A 24,341-nucleotide genomic window follows, 5' to 3' on the forward strand; every position below is an offset into this window, starting at 1 on the left:
TCGCCGGGAAACTCACCGCCCCTCGATAGCGGGCGCCCGCGTCCATGCAAAGCAGTGCGCTATGCCCAGGACCTAGATGAAGTCCGCCGCGTCGATCGCCGACGGGTTGATGCCGATCAGCCGGATCGCGGTATCGATCGTCGCGCCGCCGCCCTCCACTGAGAAGAGCCAGGTGTCCCCGCCGACAGCGATCGCCGCCACCTCATGCCGGCCGGCGACATCGGCGGCGCGGTCGAGCAGCGACTGGGCGTAGTCCAGCGCCGCCTTCGCGGTGGTGAACGCATCTCCGGTCAGGACCGAAACGGGAAGGCCGTTATAGTGGAAGCCCCGGTCGGGTCCGTCCGCGAATGAGAAGACGGCTCCGCCGAGGCTGATCCTGTCCGCGCCATTCTCGAAGTCGGTGATCGTCTCGACGCGCTCGGTGCCGGCCGGCGCGTCGCCGCCGCCGGCAACCACCACGCCAGAGCCGAAATCGATGCGACCGAAGAGGAAGATGTCGCGACCTTCGCCGCCGCTCAGCAGGTCACGGCCCCCGCCGCCGAGCAGAATGTCATCGCCCCTGTCGCCCTGGATGGTGTCGTCGCCGTCCATGCTGCCGTCAGGCGCGCCGCCGTAGAGCAGGTCATTGCCCTGGCCGCCACGGATCCGGTCGTTGCCCGCGCCACCCTGGATCGTGTCGTCTCCGGCATTGCCGTGGATATAGTCATTCCCGGCGCCGCCATCGATCGAGTCGGCGCCATCCGCCATGCCCTGCACGGCCGTGCTGGCGTTCCCCCAGATATGATCGTTGCCGTCATTCCCCGCCAGGACATCCCCGCCCCCGCCGCCGTAGACGACATCATGGCCGGGTCCGGCATTGGCCCAGTCGTCGGCGCCGGCACCCGTGAGGCTGTCGTCCCTGGTCGTGCCGAACAGGTCCCGCGTCGTGGCTGCATAGCCGGCGCCGCCAGTGACACCGCCGCTCAGGCTCGCCGCCGACAGCGCATCAGCCGGAAAGACGAGGTTCCGGCTGTTGCCGGGACCACCGCCACCGGGGGCGGCGGGGTGCCAGCTGATGTTGAGCGTAGGCGTCAGCCGGATATTGCCGAGATCGTCATAGACCGGGTTCAACGTGGCCAGAAACACGGTGCTGAGGTCCAATGTGTCCGTGGATTTGAAGCCGCTCGCGGCGGCCTGACTCATGTCCAGGAAGGCATAGGCGGTCATTGCATCCCCCGATCTCAGAGCCCACCGGCGCATCATTAGGGCCGTCCGACCCGCATGGCGAAATATTTATTCGCCAGATTACCGCCATTTCCTGTTCTAAAAAGGGGCCCCTCAAAGGGCATTCCTAGCCAAAAATTAACGCAGATCGCGTCAGTTGATCTCAGACACTGGGGTCAGAGGTCACGAAGATGGGTAAGTTTGGATTTGAAAGCCTGACGATCAGGCAGTTGCTGGCGCGCCAGATGCGTGGCGCCGCAGGTCTTTGCGCGGTGGTGCTTGGCGTCACGCTGGCGGGTTCTGTCTATAGCTACAAGTTGATGGAACAGGATCATGCGGTCGCCGATCGCGTGACTGAGACGGTTCAGCTCGAGAAGGATTTCGCTTCCCTCGAACGCGACACCTACAAGGCGATCGCCCGTCAGGATGACGACGCCCGCGCCGCCATGGAAGGCAACGTCAAGGATTATCTCGATCGCCTCGCCAAGGTGACGGCCGGCGCGGAGGAGGCCCAGCGCGGCCCGATCGCGGAGATCGAGACTGCCAATACCAGCTATTTGACGATCAGCCGCAAGCTCACCCATGGGCAGCCCGACGCTGCCGGGCTCAAGGCGCTGGCCGATGCTGGCGACAAGATCGACGGCACCATCGAATCGATCCGCGCGCCGCTGATCGAGATGCAAGGAGCGATCGAGGCCAGCCAGGTCGCCACCGCGCGCCTCATCTCGGTGACGACGATCGTCATCATCCTGCTCGCCGGCGCCTATCTCCTGCTCGTCACGCGCGGCGTCGGCCGGGCGGTGAACAAGGGTCTGGATGCAGCCTCGGGCGCGCTCAAGAACATCGCCGGGGGCCACCTCGACTTCGAGGTGCACGGCACGGAGCGCCAGGACGCGCTGGGCGACCTCGCCCGCGCCGCCGTGCGGCTGCGCGAGGTAAGCCTCGCCAAGCAACAGGCGGATGCCGGCCTGCATGGCACGATCGACATCTTCGCCACCAATCTCGCCGCGCTGGCCAATGGCGACCTGCGCGTCGCCATCGACGGCCTGCCCGCCGAGTATGAGCGGCTGCGGGTCGACTTCAACCAGGCGACCCGCGCGCTGGAGGGCGCGATGCTGCGCGTCGCCGATGCGGCGGAGAGCATCCACACCGGTTCGAGCGAGATCAGCCAGGCGTCGGACGACCTCTCCCGTCGCACCGAGCATCAGGCCGCCGCGCTGGAGCAGACCGCCGCCGCGCTGCAGGAGATCACCGGCAGCGTGCGCGAGACGGCGAGCCAGGTCGCTGCCGCCAATCAGGCGGTCACCGCGGCCGAGGATGACGCCACGTCGAGCGGCACGGTGGTGCGCGAGGCGGTGGCGGCGATGGCCGACATCGAGCGCTCGGCGGATCAGATCGCCCAGATCACCCAGGTGATCGACGGCATCGCCTTCCAGACCAACCTCCTCGCCCTCAACGCGGGCGTCGAGGCGGCGCGCGCCGGGGACGCCGGCAAGGGCTTCGCGGTGGTTGCCTCCGAAGTCCGCGCGCTCGCCCAGCGCTCCGCCGAGGCAGCGAAGGACATCAAGGAGCTGATCGAACAGAGCAACGCGCAGGTCAGCGACGGCGCCCGGCTCGTCGCCCAGACCGGCGAGGCGCTGGAACGCATTCTCAGCCGCGTCGCGGTGGTCAGCAAGCTCATCCACCACATCTCCGACGCCACCACCCGGGAAGCGACCAGCCTCGCCGAGGTCAATGTCGCGATCGGCGAGATGGACCAGACCACGCAGCAGAACGCCGCGATGGTGGAGGAATCGACTGCCGCCGCGCGTCATCTCGCCGATCAGGCGGGGGAGCTTTCCGGGCTGGTCGGCCGGTTCCAGCTCAACGGCGCCGCGTCCCGGCCCGAGCGTATGGCGGCCGTCACGCCGACGCCGCTGCCGGTGCCGGCCGCGCGGGCCTCTCGCCCTCTGCCGGTGCGCGGCAATCTCGCCGTTGCCCCTGCCGCCGAGGACGACTGGAGCGCCTTCTAAGGGCGCCCGCACCGCCCCTGTCGCTGCGGCAACAGGGGCGGTGCGCAGGCCATCGGTCCAACGCTCAGTTAGGCCGACTTTAACCAGTTAGGTTGAATGACGAACATCGCGCGCCCCGAAGGAGACGTCATGATCGCCCTGCCCACCCTTCTCGACACCCAGGCCGCCGGCCCGCTGCTCGCGGACCTGCGCCAGTCCTTTGCCGAGCCGGGCGACGTGCGCGTCGATGGCGGGGCGGTGGAGCGGGTTGGCCAGGCTGCCGTGCAGCTGCTCGCCAGCGCCCGGCTCAGCGCCGCAGCCGACGCGCGTGGCTTCGTCATCGAGCCGGTGAGCGCGCCGTTGCTCGCCGCCGCCAAGCTGCTGGGGGTGCAGGAGCTGCTGTGGCCCGAGGGCGAACCGGCCGTCGTGGCAGCGAATTAAGGGGCAGGACCGATGGAACTCGACGAAATCGCGGCGATCTTCTTCCTCGAATGCGACGAGGGCCTTGCCGCCATCGAGACGCATCTCGCCGTCTATGACCGGGACGATAGCGATCCCGAGACGATCAACACGATTTTCCGCGCCGTCCACTCGATCAAGGGGGGCGCCGGCGCCTTCGGTCATGAGCGGCTGCAGCACTTCGCCCACCATTACGAGACGGTGCTGGACGGCCTGCGCAACAACAAGTTCAGCGCCGACAAGCAGGTCCGCGCGATCCTGTTCGCCGCCTTCGATCTGCTGACCGATCACGTCCTCGCCGCCAAGGGCGAGCGCGACGTGCCGGACGATGCACGCGTGCTGGAGCAGCTCGACGCCGTCGCCGAGGGCCGCCTGTCCTCCGCCGACGACGCCGCGGCCCCGGCGCCCGCCGCGCCCGAACCGGACGAGAACGGCTTCGTCGTCCAGGCCGTCGATCTCGGTGCCCTGTTCGACGAGCCCGCCGACAGCGGCCCTGCGCCGTGGAAGGTGGTTTTCAGGCCCGAGCAGCGCGCTCTCGACAACGGCCAGGAGCCTTCGCTGCTCGTCGCCGAGCTTTGCCAGATGGGCGGCAAGCTGATCGCAGTCGATCACGAGTCGCTGCCCGCGCTCGACGCCATCGCCGCCGACGAGAGCTATCTCGGCTGGACGCTGGAGCTGCCGGCCGATCTCGATCGCGATGAGATCCTCGGCGTGTTCGATTTCATTTCGCCGGCCTCGACGGTGATCGTCGAGCGCTCGGGCGAGCCAGCCGCCGCCGACACGCCGGCGGAGGCTGACGAGGCGGGCTTCGTCGTGACGCCGGTCTCGCTCGACGATTTTGATATCCCCGCCGCGGCCCCCGCCGCCGCGCCTGCGCCAGAGCTGAAGCCCACGCCGGCCGCGCCGGCTGCGCCGGCTGCGAAAGCCGCCCCGGCCGCGCCCGCCGCCGGCCCGTCGCCGACGATCCGCGTCGAACTCGACAAGCTCGATCGCCTGGTCAATCTCGTCGGCGAGCTGGTCATCACCCAGGCGATGCTGGCGCAGCGCCTGTCCGAAAGTGGCATCCCGACGCTCGACGAGCTGTCCGACCTCGATCACCTCACGCGCGAGCTGCAGGACAGCGCCATGTCGATCCGCGCGCAGCCGGTGAAGTCGGTGTTCAGCCGCGTGCCGCGCATCATCCGCGAGCTCGAGTCCGAGACCGGCAAGCGCGTCCGCCTCGAGGTCGAGGGCGAGATGACGGAGGTCGACAAGACCGTCGTCGAGCGCATTGGCGAGCCGCTCACCCACATGATCCGCAATGCCGTCGACCACGGCCTGGAGAAGCCCGAGGACCGCGTCGCCGCCGGCAAGAACCCGGAGGGCGTGGTGCGCCTCGCCGCCGAGCATCGCTCGGGTCGCATCGTCATCTCCGTCACCGATGACGGGCGCGGCATCAATACCGCCAAGGTGCGCGAGAAGGCGATCGAGCGCGGCATCATCACCGCCGATCAGCAGCTGTCGGAAGAGGAGCTGGAGAACCTGATCTTCGCGCCCGGCTTCTCGACGGCTGCGACCGTCTCCAACATCTCCGGCCGCGGCGTCGGCATGGACGTGGTGCGCAAGAATGTGCAGGCGCTGGGCGGCCGCATCCTCATCGCCAACCGGCCCGGCCAGGGCTCGACCTTCAGCCTCACCCTGCCGCTGACCCTCGCCATCCTCGACGGCATGATCGTCACCGTCGGCGGCCAGACCTATGTCATCCCGCTCACCCATATCGTCGAGAGCCTGCGCCCGCAGCCATCCGACATCCATCATCTCGGCCCGGACGCGATGGTGCTCAACGTGCGCGGCAACTACCTGCCGGTCCACACCATCGGCCGCCTGCTCAGCGTTCCCGGCGCCCGCGCCCAGCCGACCGAGGCCGTGCTGGTCGTGGTCGAGACGGATGCCGGCCGCGCCGTGCTGATGGTCGACGACATTCAGGACCAGCGCCAGGTGGTGGTGAAGAGCCTCGAGGCGAATTATCAGCCGGTCGCCGGCATCACCGGCGCCACCATCCTCGGTGACGGCCGCGTCGCGCTGATCCTCGACGTCGAGGGCCTCGTCGCCCGCCACAACCAGATCGGCGGCGATTTCGAGATGCTCGCGGCATGAGCGGCGCCGCCCTTCTCGACGCGCCTGCCGGGTCCTTCGCCTTCTCCAAGGCGGATTTCGCGGTGATCGCGCGCATCGTGCATTCGCAGGCCGGCATCACGCTCAACGAGAGCAAGATGCAGCTGGTCTATTCGCGCCTCGCCAAGTTCGTGCGGGCGAAGGGGATGAGCGACTTCCACGACTATGTCGCCCTCATCCAGCAGGACAAGGAGGAGCGTCAGCGCGCGATCTTCGCGCTGACCACCAACCATACCCGCCTGTTCCGCGAGGATCACCATTTCACCCATTTCGAACAGGTGATGCGCCCGGCGATCCTGGCGGCTGCGGAAAGCGGCAAGCAGGTGCGGCTGTGGTCGTCCGCCTGCTCCAGCGGCGAGGAACCCTATAGCCTCGGCATGACCCTGCTCGGGTCCGACCGCGCCGAGGCGCAGCGGCTGATCAACCGCAACGTCGCCATTCTCGCCACCGACCTTGCCCCGCATGTGCTGGCGACGGCACGCGCCGGCGCCTATCCCGCGACCGCTGCTTCCGACATTCCCGATCGCTATCGCAAGCTGTGGACCAGAATATCCGGCGATACGATGCAGATGGCGCCGGAGCTGATGACGCTGATCGCCTTCCGCCAGCTCAACCTGCTCGACGAATGGCCGATCAAGGTGAAGTTCGACGCGATCTTCTGCCGCAATGTCATGATCTATTTCGACGACGCCGTGAAATCGCGCCTGATCGAGCGCTTCGCCGAGCGGCTGGCGCCGGGCGGCTACCTCTATATCGGCCATTCCGAGCGGCTGGTCGGCCCCGCCACCAATCGCTTCGTGCCCGCCGGCCAGACGATCTACAGGAGCGTCGCATGAAGCCGATCCGGGCCATGATCGTCGATGACAGCCCGACGATGCGCGCGATGGTCGCCCATCTGCTGACGCTCGATCCGGGCATCGAGGTGGTCGGCGCCGCCGCCGAACCGGCGCAGGCGCGCGCGATGATCAAGGAACTCAATCCCGACGTGCTGACGCTCGACATCGAGATGCCGGGCATGAACGGCATCGACTTCCTCGAGAAGATCATGACGCTCAGGCCGATGCCAGTGGTGATGGTCTCTACCCTCACCCAGCGCGGCGCCGAGGCGACGATCCGCGCGCTCGAACTCGGCGCCTTCGATTGCTATGCCAAGCCGCAGCGCGTCGGCAGCGACGGCGGCAAGCTTGCCAGCATCGTCCGCCACGCCGCCACCTCCGGCCGACGCGGTGCCTCCCTCCGGTTGCCGACAGTGTCCCAGGCGCGCGCGGCCACCCCGTCGCAGGATTATCGCCCGGCCGCGAACACGATGATCGCGGTCGGCTCGTCCACCGGCGGCGTCGAGGCGCTGCTGACGCTGTTCCGCGGCTTCCCGGCCAATTGCCCGCCGACCGTGGTCGTCCAGCATTTCCCGGCCGGCTACACGACCAGCTTCGCCCAGCGTCTTGACCGCAGCTGCGCGCCCACCGTCGTGGAGGCGCAGAACGGCATGACGCTGATGGAGGGCCATATCTACATCGCGCCGAGCGGGCCCCAGCATACCGAGGTGATCGGCACGGCCTCGCCGCGCCTGCGCACGCTGCCCGGTGATCCGGTGAGCGGCCATCGCCCGTCGGTGGATGTGCTGTTCCGCTCGGTGGCGAAGATGCCGATGCGTTCGGTCGGCGTGATCCTCACCGGCATGGGCCAGGATGGCGCCGCCGGCCTGCTCGACATGCGCCGTGCGGGCGCGCGCACCATCGGACAGGATGAGGCGAGCTGCGTCGTCTACGGCATGCCCAACGCCGCCCATGCCATGGGCGCGGTCGAAAAGCAGCTTCCTCTCGGCCAGATCGCGGAAAGGGCGCTTGAACTATGTCGGGCATGACGCGCACCTCCGCCGGCACGGCCCTTGGCGGCCTGCGCCAGGACGGCTTTCGCTATGTGAACATCGTCCAGGGCAATCGCGGCGTGTCGCGCGATCCGCAGACGATGTTCACCACCGTGCTGGGCAGCTGCGTCGCCGCCTGCCTGTTCGATCCGGACGCGAAGATCGGCGGCATGAACCACTTCCTCCTCGCCGAGCCGGACGAGGACCAGCATGTCGATGCCGTCGCCGCCCAGCGCTACGGCGTGCATGCGATGGAGCTGCTCATCAACGAGATGCTGCAGGTCGGCGCCGATCGCCGGCGCCTGCGCGGGCATCTCTATGGTGGCGCCAACCTCCACGCCGGCATGCGTGCCATCGGCACCAGCAATGCCGAGTTCGCCATCCGTTTCCTGCGTGACGAGGGCATCCCCCTCATGGCGCAGAATCTCGGCGGCACCGCGGCGCGGCGCGTCGATTTCCAGCCTGCCCACGGCCGCGCCCGCTGCCGCATCGTGCAGGACACCGTCGCCGACGAGGTGCCACGCCGCGTCGCCCCCATCCGCCCCGCCGCCCCGTCCGGCGACCTCGAACTCTTTTGATCGCATACCGGAGCCAGACCAATGTCCCGAACCATCATGACCGTGGATGATTCGCCCAGCATGCGCGCGCTGCTCCGCAATGCGCTCGCTGCCCAGGGCTATACCGTCGCCGAGGCCGAGGACGGCGTCGACGCGCTGGAGCGGATCGACGCATCCGCCCCCGATCTCGTCATCACCGACATCAACATGCCCCGCATGGATGGCTTCGGCCTGATCGAGGCGTTGCGCGGGCGCTCGGCCTATGCCGGCACGCCGATCCTGGTCCTCACCACCGAATTCTCCGACGAGAAGAAGGCGCGCGCCCGCAACGCCGGCGCCACCGGCTGGATCGTCAAGCCCTTCCACCCCGACAAGCTGGCCTCGGCGATCCGCCGCGTCCTGCTGTAACGCCCCAGAGAGGAGCCGCACCCCATGTCCCGTCAGCTCATCACCTTCGAACTGGGCGAACAGTCGCTCGGCGTCGATATCATGGCGATCCGTGAAATCCGCGCCTGGTCGCCGGCGACCCCGCTGCCCAACGTGCCGGCGCACGTCCGCGGCGTCGTCAACCTGCGCGGCGTCGTGCTGCCGGTGCTCGATCTGTCGATGCGCCTCGGCTGGGGCCTGACCGATCCGAGCGCGCGCCACGTCATCATCGTCGTGCGCATCGGCGACCAGCTCCAGGGTGTCATCGTCGATGCCGTCAACGACATCGTCACGATCCGCGAGGAGCATATGCAACCGCTGCCGGATGTCGGCTCCAACGAGGCTTCGGGCTTCCTCGAAGGACTGGCGACGGTCGACGATCGCATGATCCTCGTCCTCGACCTCGAAAAGCTGACGACCGAGATCAAGACGTCTGCCTCGCTGGCGGAAGCCGCCTGACCGGCCGGCCCCGGGGTGGGGCCGGCAGGAGAATATAACGTCTAGTCTCGGAGCCTTGTCGTGGCTGAGTTGCTTCATTCCGGCTTTTCCACCGTCGTCGGCGATCATTCCGTGCGGTCCGTGATCGCCAACGAAATCCTGACGGCGCGCCGCCTGATCGAGACGCTCGGCGCCGAGCTTTGCCGCGATCCGGCGATCACCGCGCGTCACGGCGAAGCCCTCCAGCAGCTTGATCTCGCCGCTCAGCTCATCGAACAGGCGGCCCGGCTGCTGCGCATGGAGGGGGACATGGCCCGTGCGCTCGACGCCGTGACGCTGGAGGCGATGCGTGCCCGCATCGCCAGCGCGCTCGCCATCGCCGATCACGACCCGGCCCCCGCGGTGGCGCAGGAGGACGAGTTCTGGTGAGAAGCCGCATTCGCCTGAATAGCCATCGAGCAGGCCGAAGCCTCGTCTCAGGGCGAACGGTTTAACTTCGGGCGCGCAAGCCCTAAAGCCCCGGACGATGACCGAGATCGTCCCCCTCTCCGACGAAGCCGTCGCCCGCGCCGCCGCGCTGATCCGCGACGGCCAGCCGGTCGCGGTGCCGACCGAGACGGTGTACGGCCTTGCCGCCGACGCTACCAATGGCGTCGCGGTCGCTGCCATCTATGCCGCCAAGGGGCGGCCGAGCTTCAATCCGCTGATCGTCCATGTCCCCGACGCCGGGGCGGCATCGGCCATCGCAGTGCTGGACGGCCCGGCGCGGCGGTTGGCCGAGGCTTTCTGGCCCGGGCCGCTGACCCTCGTGTTGCCGGCGCGCGTGGACGGGCCCGTCGCCGCCCTGACCCGCGCCGGCCTGCCCACCGTGGCGGTGCGCGCGCCGGCCCACCGGGCGATGCGCAGCCTGCTGGCGGCGAGCGGCCGCCCGCTCGCCGCGCCATCGGCCAACGCCTCCGGCACGATCAGCCCGACCCGCGCCGAGCATGTCGCGCGCTCGCTCGACGGGCGCATCCCGCTGATCATTGATGACGGGCCGTGCGCGCTCGGGCTTGAATCGACGATCGCGCGGGTGATGCACGACGGGATCGCGCTGCTCCGCCCCGGCCCGGTCGCCATCGACACGCTGGCAGAGGCGGCCGGCCTGCCGGTCGTGCGCGCGCCAGCGGGCGTTCAGGCGCCCGGCCAGCTCGCCAGCCACTATGCGCCGGCCGCCGCGGTGCGCCTTGACGCCACCGCGCGGCGGGAAGGCGAATGGCTGATCGGCTTCGGGGCGGTAGCCGGGGACGACACGCTGTCGGCGGACGGCGACCTCGTCGAGGCGGCCTGCCGCCTGTTCGACGCCCTCCACCGCGCCGATCTCAGCGGTCGCCCGATCGCCGTCGCGCCCATTCCGGCGACCGGCCTGGGCGCGGCGATCAACGACCGGCTGGGCCGCGCGGCAGCCGAGCGGTAGGCACCAGTGGTAGCCGGGGAGGTCTAGGCCCCGAGCAACCCCAGACACCAGAGCAGCACCGACTTCTGCGCATGCAGCCGGTTCTCCGCCTCGTCCCAGATCGCCGAGGCCGGACCGTCGATCACCGCGTCGACCACCTCTTCGCCGCGATGCGCCGGCAGGCAGTGGAGAAACACCGCTTTCGGATCGGCGCCGGCCATCAGCTCCGGCGTCACCTGATAAGGCTGCATCGCCGCGATCTTCTCGGCCGCATCCGCCTGGCCCATCGAGATCCAGGTATCGGTGACGACGACATTGGCATCGGCGACCGCGCGCACCGGATCGCGGATGATCTCGACCCTGGCGCCGCGTTCAGCCGCCTTGGCGAGCACCGCCACGTCCGGATCATAGCCCGGCGGGCAGGCGGCGCGCACCTCGAAGCCCATCAGCCCGGCCGCCTCGACGATCGAGTGGAGGACGTTGTTGCCGTCGCCCAGCCACGCCCAGCGCGAGCCGGGCAAGGCCACGCCATGCTCGATCACCGTCAGCAGGTCGGCCATGATCTGGCACGGGTGGCTGAAATCGGTGAGGCCGTTGATCACCGGCACGGTGGCGTGGCGCGCCATCTCGACCAGCTTCTCGTGATCGTCGGTGCGGATCATGATCGCGTCGACATAGCGGGAGAGCACCCGCGCGGTGTCAGCGATGGTCTCGCCGCGACCGATCTGCATTGAGCCCGCGTCCATCACGATCGTCGTGCCGCCCAATTGCCGCATCGCCATGTCGAACGAGACGCGGGTGCGCGTCGAATTCTTCTCGAAGATCATCGCCAGCGTGCGGCCGGCAAGCGGGGCGTCGCCATCGACGCGGCCCTTCGGCCAGCCGGCGCGCGCCGCCTTGCGCTCGATGGCGTCATTGATCATCGCCGCCATGGCGAAGCCGCCGGCGTCGGACAGGTCGAGGAAATGCCGCGCCCCCATCACGCCTGCTCCTCCGGCGCATAGCTCCGCGCCGCATCCGAGAGCTTGCCGATGAACTCGTCGATGTGGCTCTGCTCGATGATCAGCGGCGGCAGCACGCGCACCACATTATCCCCCGCCGACACCGTCAGCAGGCCATGATTGTCGCGCAGATGGGCGACGAAGGCGCGGCTGTCGGTCTTCAGCTTGAGGCCGAGCATCAGGCCCATGCCGCGCACCTCCTGGAACAGGTGATCGTGATTGGGGATCATCTGCTCGAGCGCCTGGCGCAGCCGCGCGCCCATCGTCCGGACATTCTCGAGGAAGCCCGGCTCCAGCACCACGTCGAGCACCGCCTCGCCCACCGCCATGGCCAGCGGATTGCCGCCATAAGTGGAGCCGTGGGTGCCGATGGTCATGCCCTTGGCGGCCTTTTCAGTGGCGAGACAGGCGCCGAGCGGGAAGCCCGCGCCGATGCCCTTGGCCACCGCCATGATGTCCGGGACGATGCCATATTGCTCATGCGCGAAGAAGGTGCCGGTACGGGCATAGCCGCACTGCACCTCGTCCAGCACCACCAGCAGCCCGTGCTCATCGGCCAGACGGCGCAGGCCCTGGAGGAACTCAGGCGTTGCCGGCGTCAGCCCGCCTTCGCCCTGGATCGGCTCGATCAGGAAGCCGGCGGTGGTGGCGTCGATCGCCGCCTCGACCGCGGCGAGATCGCCGAACGGGAGCACCTCGAAGCCCGGCAGCAGCGGCTCGAAGCCGTCGCGCATCTTCGGCTGGTCGGTGGCCGAGATGGTGCCGAGCGTGCGGCCGTGGAAAGCGTTCTTGAAGGTGATCAGCTTCACCCGCTCCGGATGGCCATCGGCATAATGATAGCGGCGCGCCGTCTTGATCGCGCATTCCACTGCCTCGGCGCCGGAGTTGGTGAAGAACACCGTGTCGGCGAAGGTCGCGTCCACCAGCCGCTGCGCGAAATGCTCGCCCTGCGGGCTGCCATAGAGGTTGGAGACGTGCATCAGCGTCGCCGCCTGCTCGGCGATCGCGCCGACCAGCTTCGGATGGCCATGGCCCAGCAGGTTGACGGCAATGCCCGAGGCGAAGTCGAGATAGCGCTCGCCCTGCTCGCCGATCAGGTAGCAGCCCTCGCCTCGCACCGGACGCACCCCGCACCGCGGATAGACGGGCATGAGGGGCGTGATGGCCATTGGCGGGGCACTCCTGAGAAAGAACCGTGAAAACGCGAAAAGGCGGCCCGTCCGGGCCGCCCTGTCACGAGGTCGCGCTATAGCGTCGTCACCTCACGCCTTCAAGCGCCAGCCGCTGCGGAGCAACAGGTAGCAGGCGACGCCGAACACCACATTCAGCCCGAGCAGCAGCAGCGAGCCGAGGAGCACCGGCGAATCGCTCTGGCCGAGGAAGCCGTAGCGGAAGCCGGAGATCACGTAGAAGATCGGATTGGCATGGCTGATCGCCTGAAAGGCGGGCGCCAGATGATCGACCGAGTAGAAGGTGCCCGACAGCAGCGCCAGCGGCTGCACGACAAAATTGGTGACCGCCGCGGCGTGGTCGAACTTCTCCGCCCAGACCGAGGTGATCAGGCCGAGAAAGGCGAGCAGCATCGATCCCATCAGCCCGAACCACAGCACCGCCCACAGGTGATGCGGGGTGACATGCACGCCCGGCCACAAGGCCATCGCCAGCCACACGGCGCCGCCGACCAGGAACGCCCGCGTCACCGCCGCGCCGACCATGCCGGCGACCAGCTCGCCATTGGAGAGCGGCGGCATCAGATAATCGACGATGGTGCCCTGCATCTTGCCGACGAGCAGCGAGAAGCTGGCGTTGGCGAAGGCGTTCTGGATCATCCCCATCACGATCAGGCCGGGCGCGATGAAATCGGCGAACGGCACGCCCATCACCCGCTGCCCGCCACGCCCCAGCGCCACGGTGAAGATGATGAGGTACAGCAAGGTCGTGATCGCGGGCGCCCACACCGTCTGGAGGTGGACCTTGAAGAAACGGCGCACCTCCTTGATATAGAGGGCCTTCAATCCGCCCCAGTTGACCTGCCGGATCACGGGCACGCCAGGTGGGGAGCGGACCCAATCCGATGCTTGTTCGGAAGCTGCTTGTTCGGGCATGTCTCCCCGACTATCGGCGGCGGCGGATGCGGGCAAGCCCGACGACACGGCCAAATGGCCGAAGAAGGAGTTTTTGATGGCCTGGACCGACGAGCGCATCGAGCAGCTCAAGACGCTCTGGGGACAAGGCATGACCGCGAGCCAGATCGCCGAGGCGCTCGGCGGCGTCAGCCGCAATGCGGTGATCGGCAAGGCCCATCGGCTCGGTCTCGAGGCGCGGCCATCGCCCGTGCGCGCCAATGAGGTGCCGACGGTGGCCCCCGTGGAGACGCGCAGCGACGGTCCGGTCGAGGCGCCGCCTTTCGTCACCGCACCCGATCCGACGCCCGAACCGCCGACGATCGAGGCCCGCGCCGAAGCGCCGCGCCCGGCACCGCGCCCGGCTGCCCCGGCGCCGGCTCCCGCCCCCGCCGCGGCGGCGGAGCCCGCCGCTTCGGCAACTGCGCCAGCGGCCCCGCCGCAGCCGGTGATGCGCTCAGTCGGCCCGGGCGGCTTCGTGCGCCAGTCGCCCGGTGAACAGCAGCCCCCGTCCCAGCCGGCGCCGCCGCGCCGTATGGTGCCGGCCCGCCCGTCCGCCGACATGGCCGGCAAGACCAGCCTGCTCGAGCTCAACGACAAGATCTGCAAATGGCCGCTCGGCCACCCGGGCGAGCCCGACTTCCACTTTTGCGGGCAGCAGGTGAACCCCGGTTTCCCTTATTGCGTGGAGCATTGCGGCCTCGCCTATCAGGCGCAACTGCCCCGCCGCGATCGCCGCCCGCCGCCGCCCCTGCCCTTTGGCGGTCCGCGCGTGCGCTGAGCGCGCACCCGAGGCCCCTCGTCATGCTGAACCGTTCGACAAGCTAAGGACAGCCAGGTTCAGGGTGACGGGGAAGGCTGAGGCCGCCGCCGTCCGTTTCCCGCCCTTTGCCTCCGCGCGCGCAAGCCGCTAACGCTTGGGCCATGTCCGATCTCTTCGCGTCCGCGCCGTCCACCACGTCCGGAAATTACGACGCTTCGGCGATCGAGGTGCTGGAGGGGCTGGAGCCCGTCCGCCGCCGCCCGGGCATGTATATCGGCGGCACCGACGAGCGCGCGCTGCACCATCTCGCCGCCGAGGTGCTGGACAATGCCATGGACGAGGCCGTCGCCGGCCACGCCAATCGCATCGAGGTGTCGCTGAGCGCCGACAACCGGCTGGCGATCACCGACAATGGCCGCGGCATACCGGTCGATCCGCATCCCAAATATCCGGGCAAGTCGGCGCTGGAGGTGATCCTCACCACGCTGCACTCCGGCGGCAAGTTCACCGACAAGGCCTATGCCACCTCGGGCGGCCTGCACGGCGTCGGCGTGTCGGTGGTCAACGCCTTGTCGACCTCGACGGTGATCGAGGTGGCACGCGACCGGCGGCTGTTCCGCCAGTCCTTCGCGCGCGGCCTCGCCGTGACCGGCCTGGAGGAGGTCGGCGCCGCCCCCAATCGCCGCGGCACCCAGGTCGCCTTCACGCCCGATCCGGAGATTTTCGGCGAGGGCGCGAAGTTCCGCCCCGGCCGGCTCTACCGCCTCGCGCGGTCCAAGGCCTATCTGTTCGCCGGCGTCGAGATACGCTGGCGCTGCGACCCCTCGCTGATCGACGACGACACGCCCGCCGAAGCGGTGTTCCAGTTCCCGGGCGGCCTCGCCGACCATCTGCGCGAGCAGGTCGGCAGTCGCGAATGCGCGACCGCCGACTTCTTCACCGGCCACCAGAATTTCCCGGACGGCGCCGGCTCGGTGGACTGGGCGGTGGCCTGGCCGCTGTGGTCGGAGGGCAGCTACAGCTATTATTGCAACACCATCCCGACGCCTGACGGCGGCACCCACGAGCAGGGCCTGCGCGCGGCGTTGACCAAGGGCATCCGCGCCTTCGCCGAGCTGGTCGGCCAGAAGAAGGGCAAGGACATCACCGCCGAGGATGTGGTGACGGGGTCGGAGATCATGCTCTCCGTGTTCATCCGCAATCCGCAGTTCCAGAGCCAGACCAAGGATCGACTGACCAGCCCGGAGGCGGCCGGCCTCGTCGAGCGGGCGGTGCGCGATCATTTCGATCATTTCCTGTCGGACAATATGGAGCGCGGCCGTGCGCTGCTCGGCTTCGTGCTGGATCGCATGGACGAGCGCCTGCGCCGCCGCGCCGAACGGGAGGTGAAGCGCAAGACGGCGACCTCGTCGCGCAAATTGCGCCTGCCCGGCAAGCTCACCGATTGCGCCAATGACGATCCGGCCGGCACCGAGTTGTTCATCGTGGAGGGCGATTCGGCGGGCGGCTCGGCCAAGCAGGCGCGCGATCGCAAGACGCAGGCGATCCTGCCGATCCGCGGCAAGATCCTCAACGTCGCATCCGCTTCCGCCGACAAGATCCGCGCCAACCAGGAAATCGCCGATCTCATCCAGGCGCTCGGCTGCGGCACCGGCAAGAACTGCGACCCGTCGGCGCTGCGCTATGAGCGCATCGTGATCATGACCGACGCCGATGTCGACGGCGCCCATATCGCCACCCTGCTGATGACTTTCTTCTTCCAGGAAATGCCGGACGTGGTCCGGCAGGGCCATATCTATCTCGCCCAGCCGCCGCTCTACCGCCTCACCGCCGGCGCGAAATCGCTCTACGCCCGCGACGACGCGCATCGCGCCGCGATCGAGAAGAAGGAATTTCGCGGCAAGAAGGTCGACGTTGCCCGCTTCAAGGGCCTCGGCGAGATGAACCCCGGCCAGCTCCGCGAAACGACCATGGATCCCAAGACGCGGACCCTGATCCGCATCACCCTGCCGCAGGAATATGAGGAGCGCGCGGCCGTGCGCGATCTCGTCGACCGGCTGATGGGCCGCGAGGCGTCGCACCGCTTCGCCTTCATCCAGAATCACGCCGCCCAGGTGGACGAAGAGGCGATCGACGCCTGAGCGTGCGCCGTGGCGCGCTCGTCGCACGCCCCGGAAACTGGTCGCAGCCGGCAGCGCACCGGTCGCGCGCGGCTGGGCATTGGCCGCACATATCGCAGTGAGGCGCTCACACCCCCGCCAACCGGGGTCACAGCCCAGGAGTATTGCGATGCTTTTCCATGTTTCGATCGAGGCGGATCGCCCCCAGCACGTCGCCAGCGTGATCGCCGAGCTGTGGGACGGAAAGGCGCTGCCGTTCCCGCCGGTCGGCCTCGGATCGTGGGTGGCGTTTGCCGGGGACGACCGCTCGACCCTGATCGAGGTCTATCCGCGCGGCACCGAGCTGCACGAGGCGCCCGGCGATCACGACGCGGTCGGCGTCACTGCCGCCCACCGCCGCTACACCGCCACCCACATGGCCATCGCCACGCCGCTGGACGTCGACCGCGTGTTCGCCATCGCCCGCCGCGAGGATTGGCCGTGCAAGGTCTGCACGCGCGGGGGCAAGTTCCGCGTCATCGAGCTGTGGGTCGAGGGCGGCCAGCTCGTCGAGGTGCTGACGGCGGAGATGCAGCGCGAATATCTCGCCACGGTGACGATCGAGAATTGGGAACGCATGCTCGCCGCGGCGCCGAGGATGGCGGCGTGATCAAAAGCCCCGCCCTTCTTCGCCGGGTTCTCAGCCCGCCAGCGCCGCCACCAGCGCCTTGACCTTCTTCTGGCGCCATTGCGGCACCGGCGCGACCAGCCAATAGCCGGTCTGGGACGGTGTCTCGCCCACCGCCGTCACCCGGCCGGCGGCGAGGTCGGCGGCGGCGAGCAGCGCCGGCACGCAGGCGCGGCCGAAGCCCTCCGCCGCCGCATCGAGCGCGAGCCCGGCGTCCGGCACGGTCAGGCCGCCGGCGCCCTTGTCTTCGGAGGGGCATCCCGGCCAGGCGATGGGGCGATCCGTGCCGCCGTCGACGCCCACCGTCACGAAGCCCGGTGCGGCCAGCGCCACGCCCTCATGCTCGCCCGGGGAGTCGGCCAGGATCACGGCCAGGTCGAGATTGGCCTGAGTGAAATCGAGCGGACCTTCCGCCGCCATCAGCACGAACCGCAGCTCCGGGTCGCTGCGACCGTAATCGGACAGGCGCTTCGCCAGCCATTTCGCGGTGAAATCGCGCGGCGCGGCGATGGTCAGCGTCTTGGAGGATTGGCCGGCCTGCATGGCGCGCACCGCTTCCTCGAACTGGAGGAAACCGGCGCGCAGCGAATCCAGCCCGGCCTCGCCCTCCGCCGTCAGCTCGAGCCCCTTGGCGGTGCGGCGGAACAGCACCACGCCCAGCGTGTCCTCAAGCGCGCGAATCTGCTGGCCGACGGCGGCCGGCGTCACCGCCAGCTCGTCGGCGGCGCGGGTGAAGGACAGGTGCCGCGCAGCCGCGTCGAACACGCGCAGGCCGTTGAGCGGCAGATGCGTACGCTTCATTGGAGCCCCCTTCCCCCTTACCCGGCGGCACGCGCCGGGCTGACCAGCGCGAAGGGCGGAATGGCAACCTCGAAACCCATGCCATCCTCCCCGCCGATCATGTGATAGCTGCCCTCCATCGCGCCGGTCGGCGTATTGAGCGGGCAGCCGGACACATAGTCGTAAGACTCGCCCGGGCCGATCACCGGCTGTTCGCCGACGACGCCGGCTCCCCGCACATCGTGCCGCCCGCCGCGCCCGTCGGTGATCCGCCAGTGGCGGGAGATGAGCTGGACGGGCTCCGTCGCGCCATTTTCGATGCGGATATGATAAGCCCAGAACCACTTGCCCCGGGCCGGCTCCGACTGTTCGGGCAGGTAGCTTACCGACACCCGCACCGTGACGCCCCGTGTCGTCTCGGCATGCGGGAACAGCGCTTTCACCTCACAACCCCGCCTTGCCCAGCGCCTGATCGAAATCGGCGATGACATCGTCCGGATCCTCGAGGCCGATGGACAGGCGCAGCATGCCCTCGGTGATGCCCATGTCGAGACGCACCTCCTCCTTCAGGCCGGCATGGGTGGTGGAGGCCGGGTGCGTCATCAGCGAGCGCGAATCGCCGACATTGTTGGAGATGTCGACCAGCTCCAGCGCGTCCAGCAGCCCGTGCGCCTGAGCGCGCCCGCCGTCGAGGAAGAGCGACATGATCGTGCCGCCCGCCTCCATCTGGCGCATCGCGAGCTCATGCTGCGGATGGGAGGCAAGCGCCGGATAGAGCACGCGCGGCACCCGCTTTTCCAGGAATCGCGCCACCTTCAGCGCGTTCTCGCTCTGCCGGCGGACGCGCAGGTCCAGCGTCTCCAGCCCCTTCAGCACCACCCAGGCGTTGAACGCCGACAGCGTCGGGCCGGTGTTGCGGGTGAACGGCAGCAGCGTCTCGACGATGAACTTCTCGGTACCGCACACCGCGCCGGCCAGCACGCGGCCCTGCCCGTCCATCATCTTGGTGGCGGAATAGGCGACGACATCCGCGCCTAATTCCATCGGCCGTTGCAGGCAGGCGGTGGCGAAGGCGTTGTCGGAAACCGTGGTGATCCCCGCGTCCCTGGCGATGCCGCACACCGCGGCGATATCGACCACGTCGAGCGTCGGATTGGCCGGCGTCTCGAAGAAGAACGCCTTCGTTTCCGGGCGGATCGCCGCCTTCCATGCGTCATTATCGGTGCCGTCGACGATCGTCGTGGCGATGCCGAAGCGCGGCAGCAGCGTGTCGGTCAGCCAGCGGCAGGATCCGAACATCGCCTTCGCCCCGACGAGATGATCACCCGCCGAAAGCTGGCAGAGGAGCGCCGCCGTCATCGCCGCCATGCCGGACGCCATGCAGCGTGCCGCCTCGGCGCCTTCCATCAGCGCGATGCGCTGCTCCAGCATCTCCACCGTCGGGTTCTGCAGGCGCGAATAGGTCATCCCCTGCTGTTCGCCGGCGAAGCGCGCGGCGGCGTCGCCGGCGCAATCATAGGCATAGCCCGAGGTCAGGAAGAGCGCCTCGGACGTCTCCCCATATTCCGTCCGCGCCACGCCGCCGCGCACGGCCTTGGTGGCCGGGCGCCAGCCCTGGGTGATGCTGCGGTCCTGTCCGGTCTTCTTCTTCATGCCATTCCCTTGCGCGCTGGGCGCGCCTTCCGTCAATCACAGCGCGGCGAGCACTGCATCCGTCATCCGCGCGGCGGTCAGCGTGCCGCCGAGATCGGCGGTGCGCGCGCCGCCGGCCAGGGCCTTGGCCACCGCCGCCTCGATGCGATCGGCGGGCTCGGGCATCGCCAGCGAATAGCGCAGCATCATCGCCGCCGACAGGATCGTCGCCAGCGGATTGGCCTTGCCCTGCCCGGCGATATCCGGCGCCGAGCCGTGGATCGGCTCGTACAGCCCCTTTTGCGCGTCGTTGAGCGCCGCCGACGGCAACAGGCCGATCGAGCCGACGCACATCGACGCCTGATCGGACAGGATGTCGCCGAACAGATTGCCGGTGACGATGACGTCGAACTGACGCGGGTCGCGGACCAGCTGCATCGCCGCGCTGTCGACCAGCATGTGGCTTAGCGCAACGTCCGGATACTCGGCCGCCACCTCGGTGACGACGTCGCGCCATAGCTGCGAGGTCTCCAGCACATTGGCCTTGTCCACCGAGCAGAGCCGGCCGCCCCGCGCGCGCGCCGTCTCGAAGCCGACGCGGGCGATGCGGCGCACCTCGGCCTCGTTGTATGACATCACGTCATAGCCTTCGCGCAGGCCGTCGGCGGTGGTGCGCATCGCCTTCTCGCCGAAATAGACGTCGCCGTTCAGCTCGCGAACGATGACGAGGTCGGTGCCCCGGATCACCTCCGGGCGCAGCGCCGATGCGTCGAGCAGCTCATCGAACAGCCGCGCCGGGCGGAGATTGGCGAACAGGCCCAGCTCCTTGCGCAGGCCGAGGATCGCCTGCTCGGGGCGGAGATGCCGCTCCAGCCGGTCGCAGTCCGGGTCGCCGACTGCGCCGAACAGGATCGCATCGGCGCGGCGGGCGAGATCGAGCGTGCGCGGCGGCAGCGGATGGCCCTGCGCCTTGTACGCCGAGCCACCGACCGGCGCTTCCTCGAAACCGAGGCCGAGATCCAGCGCCTCGAGCACGCGGCGCGCCTCGGCGATGATCTCCGGCCCAATTCCGTCACCCGGCAACAGCGCGACCAACATCGGCAAATCCTCCCTGATCGGATCGTCCATGGCCAGACGGGGCGGATCAGGCAAGCCGCTTGAGCCGGGAAATAAGCCGTTCGCGCGCCGACAGCGCATCGCCGCGTCGCTCCGCCAGCACGTCGCGCTCCAGGAACCAGCCGGTCAGGCGGAAGCCGTCGAACAGCTGCGGCCAATCCGCGTCGCCGCCTTCCACCAGAAAAGCCGGGAGCGGCAGCAGGCGATCGGCATAGGCAGCGCCCGCCCCCGCCGACACCGCCCCCGCGCTCTTCGGGCTGACATAGCGCAACTGCGTCTCGGCCCCGGTCGCCACGCAGCGCGACAGATCGAGGCCGAAGCCGAGCTCCGCCAACAGCAGCAATTCATAGCGTACCACCGCGCCCGCCCAGCCGCGCGCGCTGGGCGCCGCCTCCACCGCATCCAGCACCGCGGAGAGGGCGGCGTGGAGGCGCGGATAAGGCTGGCCCTCCGGCAAGGCGACGGCGGTGAGCGTCGTCAGCCATTCGATCGCGGCGGTGGCCAGCGCTTCGCCGAGCAGCGCCGCGCGGCTGCGCACCAGCTCGACGGTGAGACCGGCAAGCTGGTCCTCGGTGCGCGCGCGGAACTCGGCGGCGACGATATTGCCGGGCTGGAGCACCGGCCGCAGCCGCCGCGATCTTCCACCGCGCACATAGCCGGCGAGCAGCCCGTCGTCCGGCGTCATCAGCCGCGCAATGGCGCCGTGCTCGCCATGGACACGGATGGCGCAGACAATGGCGTGGGCGGCGACATGCATCGCGCCCCTCATGCGCCCGCGCGGCCGGAGCGCCAAGGCGCCGTTCCAGCAATAAATATGCGTATTTTACGTAAAACATGCGCTAGGCACCGTCGAGGACGCGCCGGCCGGGGAGTCGCAAGGACGCGCACATGACCTCTGCGGAGGGGTTTCAACCCCGTCGGCCGGACCCGGGCCGGCGCATCTACGGCATCGACGCCTGGCGGGGCCTGGTTCTCGCCTTGCTCGGCATCGCGCTCCACGGCACCGTCGCGCTCGCCTCCCCGCAGGCCAAATATGTCATCAAGGAAGGCATCCACGTCTTCCGGATGGAAACCTTCTTCGCGATCTCCGGCTTCCTCGCCTGCCTGAAGAATGATCGACCGGGATGGGTCAGGCAGCGCGCCGTCACCTTGCTGGTGCCGCTGGCGTTTGTGGGCGTGTCGACAATCATCGTCCGGAACCTGTTCACCAATCCGCCGCACTGGTGGGCGGAAACCGACCACCTCTGGTTCCTGCCGGCGCTGATGCTGTGCTCATTGCTCCCGCCGATGACGCCGTCGGCGCGGCAGGTCGTGGCGTTCGCGCTGCCGCTGTCGCTGGGCCTCGTCGTGCTGACGGCGCTGCCACCGGATCGCCTGCCGTTGCTCGTCAGCAACCTCGCGGCCACGCCCTATTATGCCGTCTTCTATCTCGCCGGTCATGCCATCGCCGCCGGCAGCATCACCCCGAGGCGCAGCCACATGTGGCTGGCGATCGCCGCCTATACCGGGTGGGTCGGATGGGTCGTCCTGTCGTCGAGCCATTCGTCGTTTCTTCCCGCCTCCCCCCGGAGCGTCGGCGGCGCCATCGGTCAGCTCGCCCGTTGCGCGGTGGCGCTGTCGGTGACGCTGGGCATTTTCTATCAAGCCCTCCGTGTTCGCCGGACCGGCTGGCCGATGCCGCAGCTCTCCCGCGCGGCCTATACGATCTACCTCGTCCACTTCGTGGTGCTGGCGATAATGCAGATGGCCGCCTACCGGCTGAACCCGGATTATCGGGGGTGGCCGGCCTATTTCGCCTTCTGCGCGGTGACACTGATCGTCTGCCTGACCGCGCATTACGGCCTCGTCGAGCGGTTCGGAGCGATCGCCTTCCTTCTCAACGGCCGGCGGCTGACACGCCATCGTCCGCCTGCGCCGGTCGGCGGCCGTCGCCCGGTGCTAGAAGGACAGGCCCAGTCGTGCGACGACCGCGTCACCGGCATGGCCCGGGTCGGCGAATGGCGAGGCGATTGCCCGCCGCCTGCGGATATCCGTGCCGACATAGTCGAGCGCGACGCTGATCGGCCCGCGCGTCCAGCTGCCGCCGATCCGCCAGTCCCAATAGCCGCCAGCCGGACGCAGGCGAGCCGCGCGACGGGGATCGTCCGTATCGCCGCTGGAATGGCCGGCCGCCGCGGAAAGGGCGAAGGGCGTGCCGATCACGGCGACGCCCGCGCGTGCGCCGAGGCGGAGATTGTCGCCGCCGATCGCCGCCTGATCGGGCGCGTAGCTGGCGGTGAGGTCGAGCTGCGCCGGGCCGATCAGCCACCCGCCCTGCGCGCCGATTTCCATGTAATCGAGGGCCTCGCGGCCGCCCGCGAAGACATGTCCCGTCACCCAGCCATCGACGCGCAAGCCGCCGAAGCTGCGCCCATAGCCGCCGCTCACATCGACGACGGCATCCGCCCCGCCGTGGCGCACGCTGTTGCGGGCCGCGACGGCGCGCGCATCGAGGCGCAGATCGCCCAGCCCGAGCCCGACCATGGTCGAGGCCGCCGCCCGCCCGCCGCTCCAGCTCAACCCGCTGCGGCGCTCGTCGGTGGCGATGCCGGCGGCGAATGAAAGGTCCGGCGCCGCCCACCCCGGGGCGGCGGCGGCGAGCATCATGCCGGCCAGCGCCGGCGCGGCCCTATTTCTTCGGGAAGCCGCTGAACGTCGCTGCCTCGCATTTGCCTTCGGTGGCGGCATATTCGCCCGGCGGATAGGGGCCGGCATAGAGATCGACCCATTTGCCGGTGGCGGGTTCATAGGATTCGTCAACCAGCTCGTCCTGTTCATTGGCTTTGGCGTGGGCCTTGAACGCGATCTTGCCCGGCGCGGCGCCGGCCAGCTTGTCGATGCCGATGCACTGGTCGCGGCAATAGCTGCCGGCCGCCACGTCGACGCGATAATGCGCCTCGATCGGGGTGGCGGCGCCGTCCGGCGTGAATTTCTGCTGGCCCTTGCACAGCAGGTCAAACTGGTCGGCGGCCAGCGCCGGCGTCGTGGCCAGGCCAATGGCAAGGGTCAGGCAGAACAGGCCCCGCATCCGTCTCTCCTCTCGGCCGGGCATGGAGTGGCCCGGTCTCGGGCGGCATGCCTACATGGATCGCCTGTGCCGGCAAGGGGCGATCGGTCAATCGCGGGAGGCGATGCGGCGGGCCGCCTCCAGCTCGGCCAGCGCCTGCGGCCGATCGCGCCCGGCGACGGCGGCGACATGGGCGCGCACCGTCTCGCCCCGCGCTGCCACGTCCTCGCCGACCGCCCGGCGATTGGCGAGACAGTCGCCGGGCCGGCTTCCCGACATGATTTCGTCCGTCGCGACGGTGCGCGTGCTGCCCCCCATCGTCCGGTCGACAGCGACATGCACCCGCCACGCGCAGCGCACCGCGGACACCCGCGTCGAGCTCGCCGCGCCGACCTGCTTGCTGCGGATCGTCGCCCGGCCGCGATAGACCAGCTCGACGGCCGCGCCCTGATGCTGCACCTCGGTGCGGTGATCCAGCCCATCCAGCGTCGCCGGCATGTGCACGGCCGCTGCGGCGGCGAACAACATGATGCTCATACTCGTCTCCTCACGCGCCGGATCGT

General features: G+C 69.1%; 25 protein-coding genes and 1 pseudogene. 14 read left to right on the forward strand and 12 right to left on the reverse strand.

Annotation, left to right across the window (positions count from 1 at the left end; translation table 11 throughout):
* Positions 1–72: 72 nt before the first annotated feature.
* Entirely contained in the window at positions 73–1,206 is a 1,134-nt protein-coding gene (locus KOF26_RS01405) for a calcium-binding protein (RefSeq protein WP_216318826.1), read from the reverse strand.
* Positions 1,207–1,394: 188 nt separating this feature from the next.
* Between KOF26_RS01405 and KOF26_RS01410 the strand changes: the two genes are divergently transcribed.
* The 10 genes from KOF26_RS01410 (at position 1,395) to KOF26_RS01455 (ending at position 10,551) form a co-directional block, all read left to right on the forward strand.
* On the forward strand, positions 1,395–3,215 hold the full coding sequence (locus KOF26_RS01410) for a methyl-accepting chemotaxis protein (RefSeq protein ID WP_253200940.1): 1,821 nt from the start codon (positions 1,395–1,397) through the stop codon (positions 3,213–3,215).
* A gap of 96 nt (positions 3,216–3,311) precedes the next feature.
* Complete coding sequence (locus KOF26_RS01415; protein WP_494516705.1) at positions 3,312–3,635, forward strand: STAS domain-containing protein; 324 nt, start codon at positions 3,312–3,314, stop codon at positions 3,633–3,635.
* Positions 3,636–3,647: 12 nt separating this feature from the next.
* Positions 3,648–5,789 (forward strand): chemotaxis protein CheA, encoded by a 2,142-nt coding sequence (locus KOF26_RS01420; RefSeq protein WP_216318832.1) that lies wholly within the window; start codon positions 3,648–3,650, stop codon positions 5,787–5,789.
* Positions 5,786–6,643 carry a CheR family methyltransferase gene (locus tag KOF26_RS01425; RefSeq protein ID WP_216318834.1) on the forward strand — a complete coding sequence of 286 codons (858 nt, stop codon included), beginning with the start codon at positions 5,786–5,788 and terminating at the stop codon, positions 6,641–6,643. Before KOF26_RS01420 ends, KOF26_RS01425 begins: the two co-directional genes overlap by 4 nt.
* Entirely contained in the window at positions 6,640–7,671 is a 1,032-nt protein-coding gene (locus tag KOF26_RS01430; protein WP_216318837.1) for a protein-glutamate methylesterase/protein-glutamine glutaminase, read from the forward strand. The genes KOF26_RS01425 and KOF26_RS01430 overlap by 4 nt, the downstream gene beginning before the upstream one ends.
* On the forward strand, positions 7,668–8,252 hold the full coding sequence (locus KOF26_RS01435) for a chemotaxis protein CheD (RefSeq protein WP_216319900.1): 585 nt from the start codon (positions 7,668–7,670) through the stop codon (positions 8,250–8,252). Before KOF26_RS01430 ends, KOF26_RS01435 begins: the two co-directional genes overlap by 4 nt.
* 21 nt (positions 8,253–8,273) lie before the next feature.
* Positions 8,274–8,639, forward strand: a complete 366-nt coding sequence (locus KOF26_RS01440; RefSeq protein ID WP_216318841.1) for a response regulator — start codon at positions 8,274–8,276, stop codon at positions 8,637–8,639.
* Between the two features lie 24 nt (positions 8,640–8,663).
* A complete protein-coding gene (locus KOF26_RS01445; RefSeq protein WP_216318844.1) occupies positions 8,664–9,116 on the forward strand; it encodes a chemotaxis protein CheW in 453 nt (150 codons plus the stop codon).
* Positions 9,117–9,176: 60 nt separating this feature from the next.
* Positions 9,177–9,524, forward strand: coding sequence for a hypothetical protein (locus KOF26_RS01450; protein ID WP_216318847.1), 348 nt, complete (start codon positions 9,177–9,179; stop codon positions 9,522–9,524).
* Positions 9,525–9,621: 97 nt separating this feature from the next.
* Positions 9,622–10,551 (forward strand): L-threonylcarbamoyladenylate synthase, encoded by a 930-nt coding sequence (locus KOF26_RS01455; protein ID WP_216318849.1) that lies wholly within the window; start codon positions 9,622–9,624, stop codon positions 10,549–10,551.
* Positions 10,552–10,574: 23 nt separating this feature from the next.
* Here KOF26_RS01455 and argF read toward each other — a convergent pair whose 3' ends face one another.
* From argF to KOF26_RS01470, 3 genes are all read right to left on the reverse strand, one after another.
* Entirely contained in the window at positions 10,575–11,510 is a 936-nt protein-coding gene (gene argF, locus KOF26_RS01460) for an ornithine carbamoyltransferase (RefSeq protein WP_216318851.1), read from the reverse strand.
* Entirely contained in the window at positions 11,510–12,700 is a 1,191-nt protein-coding gene (locus KOF26_RS01465; protein WP_216318853.1) for an aspartate aminotransferase family protein, read from the reverse strand. Before KOF26_RS01465 ends, argF begins: the two co-directional genes overlap by 1 nt.
* Before the next feature lie 93 nt (positions 12,701–12,793).
* Positions 12,794–13,636, reverse strand: coding sequence for an ABC transporter permease (locus KOF26_RS01470; RefSeq protein ID WP_253200942.1), 843 nt, complete (start codon positions 13,634–13,636; stop codon positions 12,794–12,796).
* 76 nt (positions 13,637–13,712) lie between these two features.
* Here KOF26_RS01470 and KOF26_RS01475 point away from each other — a divergent pair, with 76 nt between their 5' ends.
* The 3 genes from KOF26_RS01475 to KOF26_RS01485 all read left to right on the forward strand — a co-directional run bounded on the left by KOF26_RS01475 (position 13,713) and on the right by KOF26_RS01485 (position 17,186).
* Positions 13,713–14,435, forward strand: a complete 723-nt coding sequence (locus KOF26_RS01475; RefSeq protein WP_216318859.1) for a GcrA family cell cycle regulator — start codon at positions 13,713–13,715, stop codon at positions 14,433–14,435.
* 143 nt (positions 14,436–14,578) lie between these two features.
* Positions 14,579–16,558: a DNA topoisomerase IV subunit B gene (gene parE, locus KOF26_RS01480; RefSeq protein WP_216318862.1), complete on the forward strand. Its 1,980-nt coding sequence runs from the start codon at positions 14,579–14,581 to the stop codon at positions 16,556–16,558.
* Positions 16,559–16,706: 148 nt separating this feature from the next.
* Positions 16,707–17,186, forward strand: coding sequence for a hypothetical protein (locus KOF26_RS01485; RefSeq protein ID WP_216318864.1), 480 nt, complete (start codon positions 16,707–16,709; stop codon positions 17,184–17,186).
* A 30-nt stretch (positions 17,187–17,216) separates the two neighbouring features.
* Here the strand turns inward: KOF26_RS01485 and KOF26_RS01490 are convergent, their stop codons facing one another.
* From KOF26_RS01490 to recO, 5 genes are read right to left on the reverse strand one after another with little or no spacing between them, the layout of a single operon-like run.
* Entirely contained in the window at positions 17,217–18,005 is a 789-nt protein-coding gene (locus KOF26_RS01490; RefSeq protein ID WP_216318867.1) for a LysR family transcriptional regulator, read from the reverse strand.
* 17 nt (positions 18,006–18,022) lie between these two features.
* On the reverse strand, positions 18,023–18,427 hold the full coding sequence (gene apaG / locus KOF26_RS01495) for a Co2+/Mg2+ efflux facilitator ApaG/CorD (protein ID WP_216318870.1): 405 nt from the start codon (positions 18,425–18,427) through the stop codon (positions 18,023–18,025).
* A 1-nt stretch (position 18,428) separates the two neighbouring features.
* Positions 18,429–19,637, reverse strand: a complete 1,209-nt coding sequence (locus tag KOF26_RS01500; RefSeq protein WP_216318873.1) for a trans-sulfuration enzyme family protein — start codon at positions 19,635–19,637, stop codon at positions 18,429–18,431.
* 36 nt (positions 19,638–19,673) lie between these two features.
* A complete protein-coding gene (gene leuB, locus KOF26_RS01505; protein WP_216318876.1) occupies positions 19,674–20,714 on the reverse strand; it encodes a 3-isopropylmalate dehydrogenase in 1,041 nt (346 codons plus the stop codon).
* Between the two features lie 46 nt (positions 20,715–20,760).
* Positions 20,761–21,489, reverse strand: a complete 729-nt coding sequence (gene recO / locus KOF26_RS01510) for a DNA repair protein RecO (RefSeq protein WP_216319903.1) — start codon at positions 21,487–21,489, stop codon at positions 20,761–20,763.
* 131 nt (positions 21,490–21,620) lie between these two features.
* Between recO and KOF26_RS17360 the strand changes: the two are divergent.
* A pseudogene (locus tag KOF26_RS17360) lies at positions 21,621–22,553 on the forward strand (acyltransferase family protein); the annotation flags it as partial.
* Between the two features lie 117 nt (positions 22,554–22,670).
* Here the strand turns inward: KOF26_RS17360 and KOF26_RS17365 are convergent.
* The 3 genes from KOF26_RS17365 to KOF26_RS01525 all read right to left on the reverse strand — a co-directional run bounded on the left by KOF26_RS17365 (position 22,671) and on the right by KOF26_RS01525 (position 24,315).
* Positions 22,671–23,519, reverse strand: coding sequence for a TorF family putative porin (locus KOF26_RS17365; protein WP_363181692.1), 849 nt, complete (start codon positions 23,517–23,519; stop codon positions 22,671–22,673).
* Positions 23,401–23,799 (reverse strand): hypothetical protein, encoded by a 399-nt coding sequence (locus KOF26_RS01520; RefSeq protein WP_216318882.1) that lies wholly within the window; start codon positions 23,797–23,799, stop codon positions 23,401–23,403. Before KOF26_RS01520 ends, KOF26_RS17365 begins: the two co-directional genes overlap by 119 nt.
* Positions 23,800–23,886: 87 nt before the next feature.
* A complete protein-coding gene (locus tag KOF26_RS01525; protein ID WP_216318885.1) occupies positions 23,887–24,315 on the reverse strand; it encodes a hypothetical protein in 429 nt (142 codons plus the stop codon).
* Positions 24,316–24,341: the final 26 nt, after the last annotated feature.

The organism is Sphingomonas quercus (assembly GCF_018863195.1).
Taxonomy (GTDB): Bacteria; Pseudomonadota; Alphaproteobacteria; order Sphingomonadales; family Sphingomonadaceae; genus Solisphingomonas; species Solisphingomonas quercus.

Excerpts from the sequence above, each read along its gene's own strand:
- KOF26_RS01405 (WP_216318826.1), bottom strand. The coding sequence starts at position 1,206 with ATGACCGCCTATGCCTTCCTGGACATGAGTCAGGCCGCCGCGAGCGGC.
- KOF26_RS01410 (WP_253200940.1), top strand. The coding sequence starts at position 1,395 with ATGGGTAAGTTTGGATTTGAAAGCCTGACGATCAGGCAGTTGCTGGCG.
- KOF26_RS01415 (WP_494516705.1), top strand. The coding sequence starts at position 3,312 with ATGACGAACATCGCGCGCCCCGAAGGAGACGTCATGATCGCCCTGCCC.
- KOF26_RS01420 (WP_216318832.1), top strand. The coding sequence starts at position 3,648 with ATGGAACTCGACGAAATCGCGGCGATCTTCTTCCTCGAATGCGACGAG.
- KOF26_RS01425 (WP_216318834.1), top strand. The coding sequence starts at position 5,786 with ATGAGCGGCGCCGCCCTTCTCGACGCGCCTGCCGGGTCCTTCGCCTTC.
- KOF26_RS01430 (WP_216318837.1), top strand. The coding sequence starts at position 6,640 with ATGAAGCCGATCCGGGCCATGATCGTCGATGACAGCCCGACGATGCGC.
- KOF26_RS01435 (WP_216319900.1), top strand. The coding sequence starts at position 7,668 with ATGACGCGCACCTCCGCCGGCACGGCCCTTGGCGGCCTGCGCCAGGAC.
- KOF26_RS01440 (WP_216318841.1), top strand. The coding sequence starts at position 8,274 with ATGTCCCGAACCATCATGACCGTGGATGATTCGCCCAGCATGCGCGCG.
- KOF26_RS01445 (WP_216318844.1), top strand. The coding sequence starts at position 8,664 with ATGTCCCGTCAGCTCATCACCTTCGAACTGGGCGAACAGTCGCTCGGC.
- KOF26_RS01455 (WP_216318849.1), top strand. The coding sequence starts at position 9,622 with ATGACCGAGATCGTCCCCCTCTCCGACGAAGCCGTCGCCCGCGCCGCC.
- argF (WP_216318851.1), bottom strand. The coding sequence starts at position 11,510 with ATGGGGGCGCGGCATTTCCTCGACCTGTCCGACGCCGGCGGCTTCGCC.
- KOF26_RS01465 (WP_216318853.1), bottom strand. The coding sequence starts at position 12,700 with ATGGCCATCACGCCCCTCATGCCCGTCTATCCGCGGTGCGGGGTGCGT.
- KOF26_RS01470 (WP_253200942.1), bottom strand. The coding sequence starts at position 13,636 with ATGCCCGAACAAGCAGCTTCCGAACAAGCATCGGATTGGGTCCGCTCC.
- KOF26_RS01475 (WP_216318859.1), top strand. The coding sequence starts at position 13,713 with ATGGCCTGGACCGACGAGCGCATCGAGCAGCTCAAGACGCTCTGGGGA.
- parE (WP_216318862.1), top strand. The coding sequence starts at position 14,579 with ATGTCCGATCTCTTCGCGTCCGCGCCGTCCACCACGTCCGGAAATTAC.
- KOF26_RS01485 (WP_216318864.1), top strand. The coding sequence starts at position 16,707 with ATGCTTTTCCATGTTTCGATCGAGGCGGATCGCCCCCAGCACGTCGCC.
- KOF26_RS01490 (WP_216318867.1), bottom strand. The coding sequence starts at position 18,005 with ATGAAGCGTACGCATCTGCCGCTCAACGGCCTGCGCGTGTTCGACGCG.
- KOF26_RS01500 (WP_216318873.1), bottom strand. The coding sequence starts at position 19,637 with ATGAAGAAGAAGACCGGACAGGACCGCAGCATCACCCAGGGCTGGCGC.
- leuB (WP_216318876.1), bottom strand. The coding sequence starts at position 20,714 with ATGTTGGTCGCGCTGTTGCCGGGTGACGGAATTGGGCCGGAGATCATC.
- recO (WP_216319903.1), bottom strand. The coding sequence starts at position 21,489 with ATGCATGTCGCCGCCCACGCCATTGTCTGCGCCATCCGTGTCCATGGC.
- KOF26_RS17365 (WP_363181692.1), bottom strand. The coding sequence starts at position 23,519 with ATGAACCCGCCACCGGCAAATGGGTCGATCTCTATGCCGGCCCCTATC.
- KOF26_RS01520 (WP_216318882.1), bottom strand. The coding sequence starts at position 23,799 with ATGCGGGGCCTGTTCTGCCTGACCCTTGCCATTGGCCTGGCCACGACG.
- KOF26_RS01525 (WP_216318885.1), bottom strand. The coding sequence starts at position 24,315 with ATGAGCATCATGTTGTTCGCCGCCGCAGCGGCCGTGCACATGCCGGCG.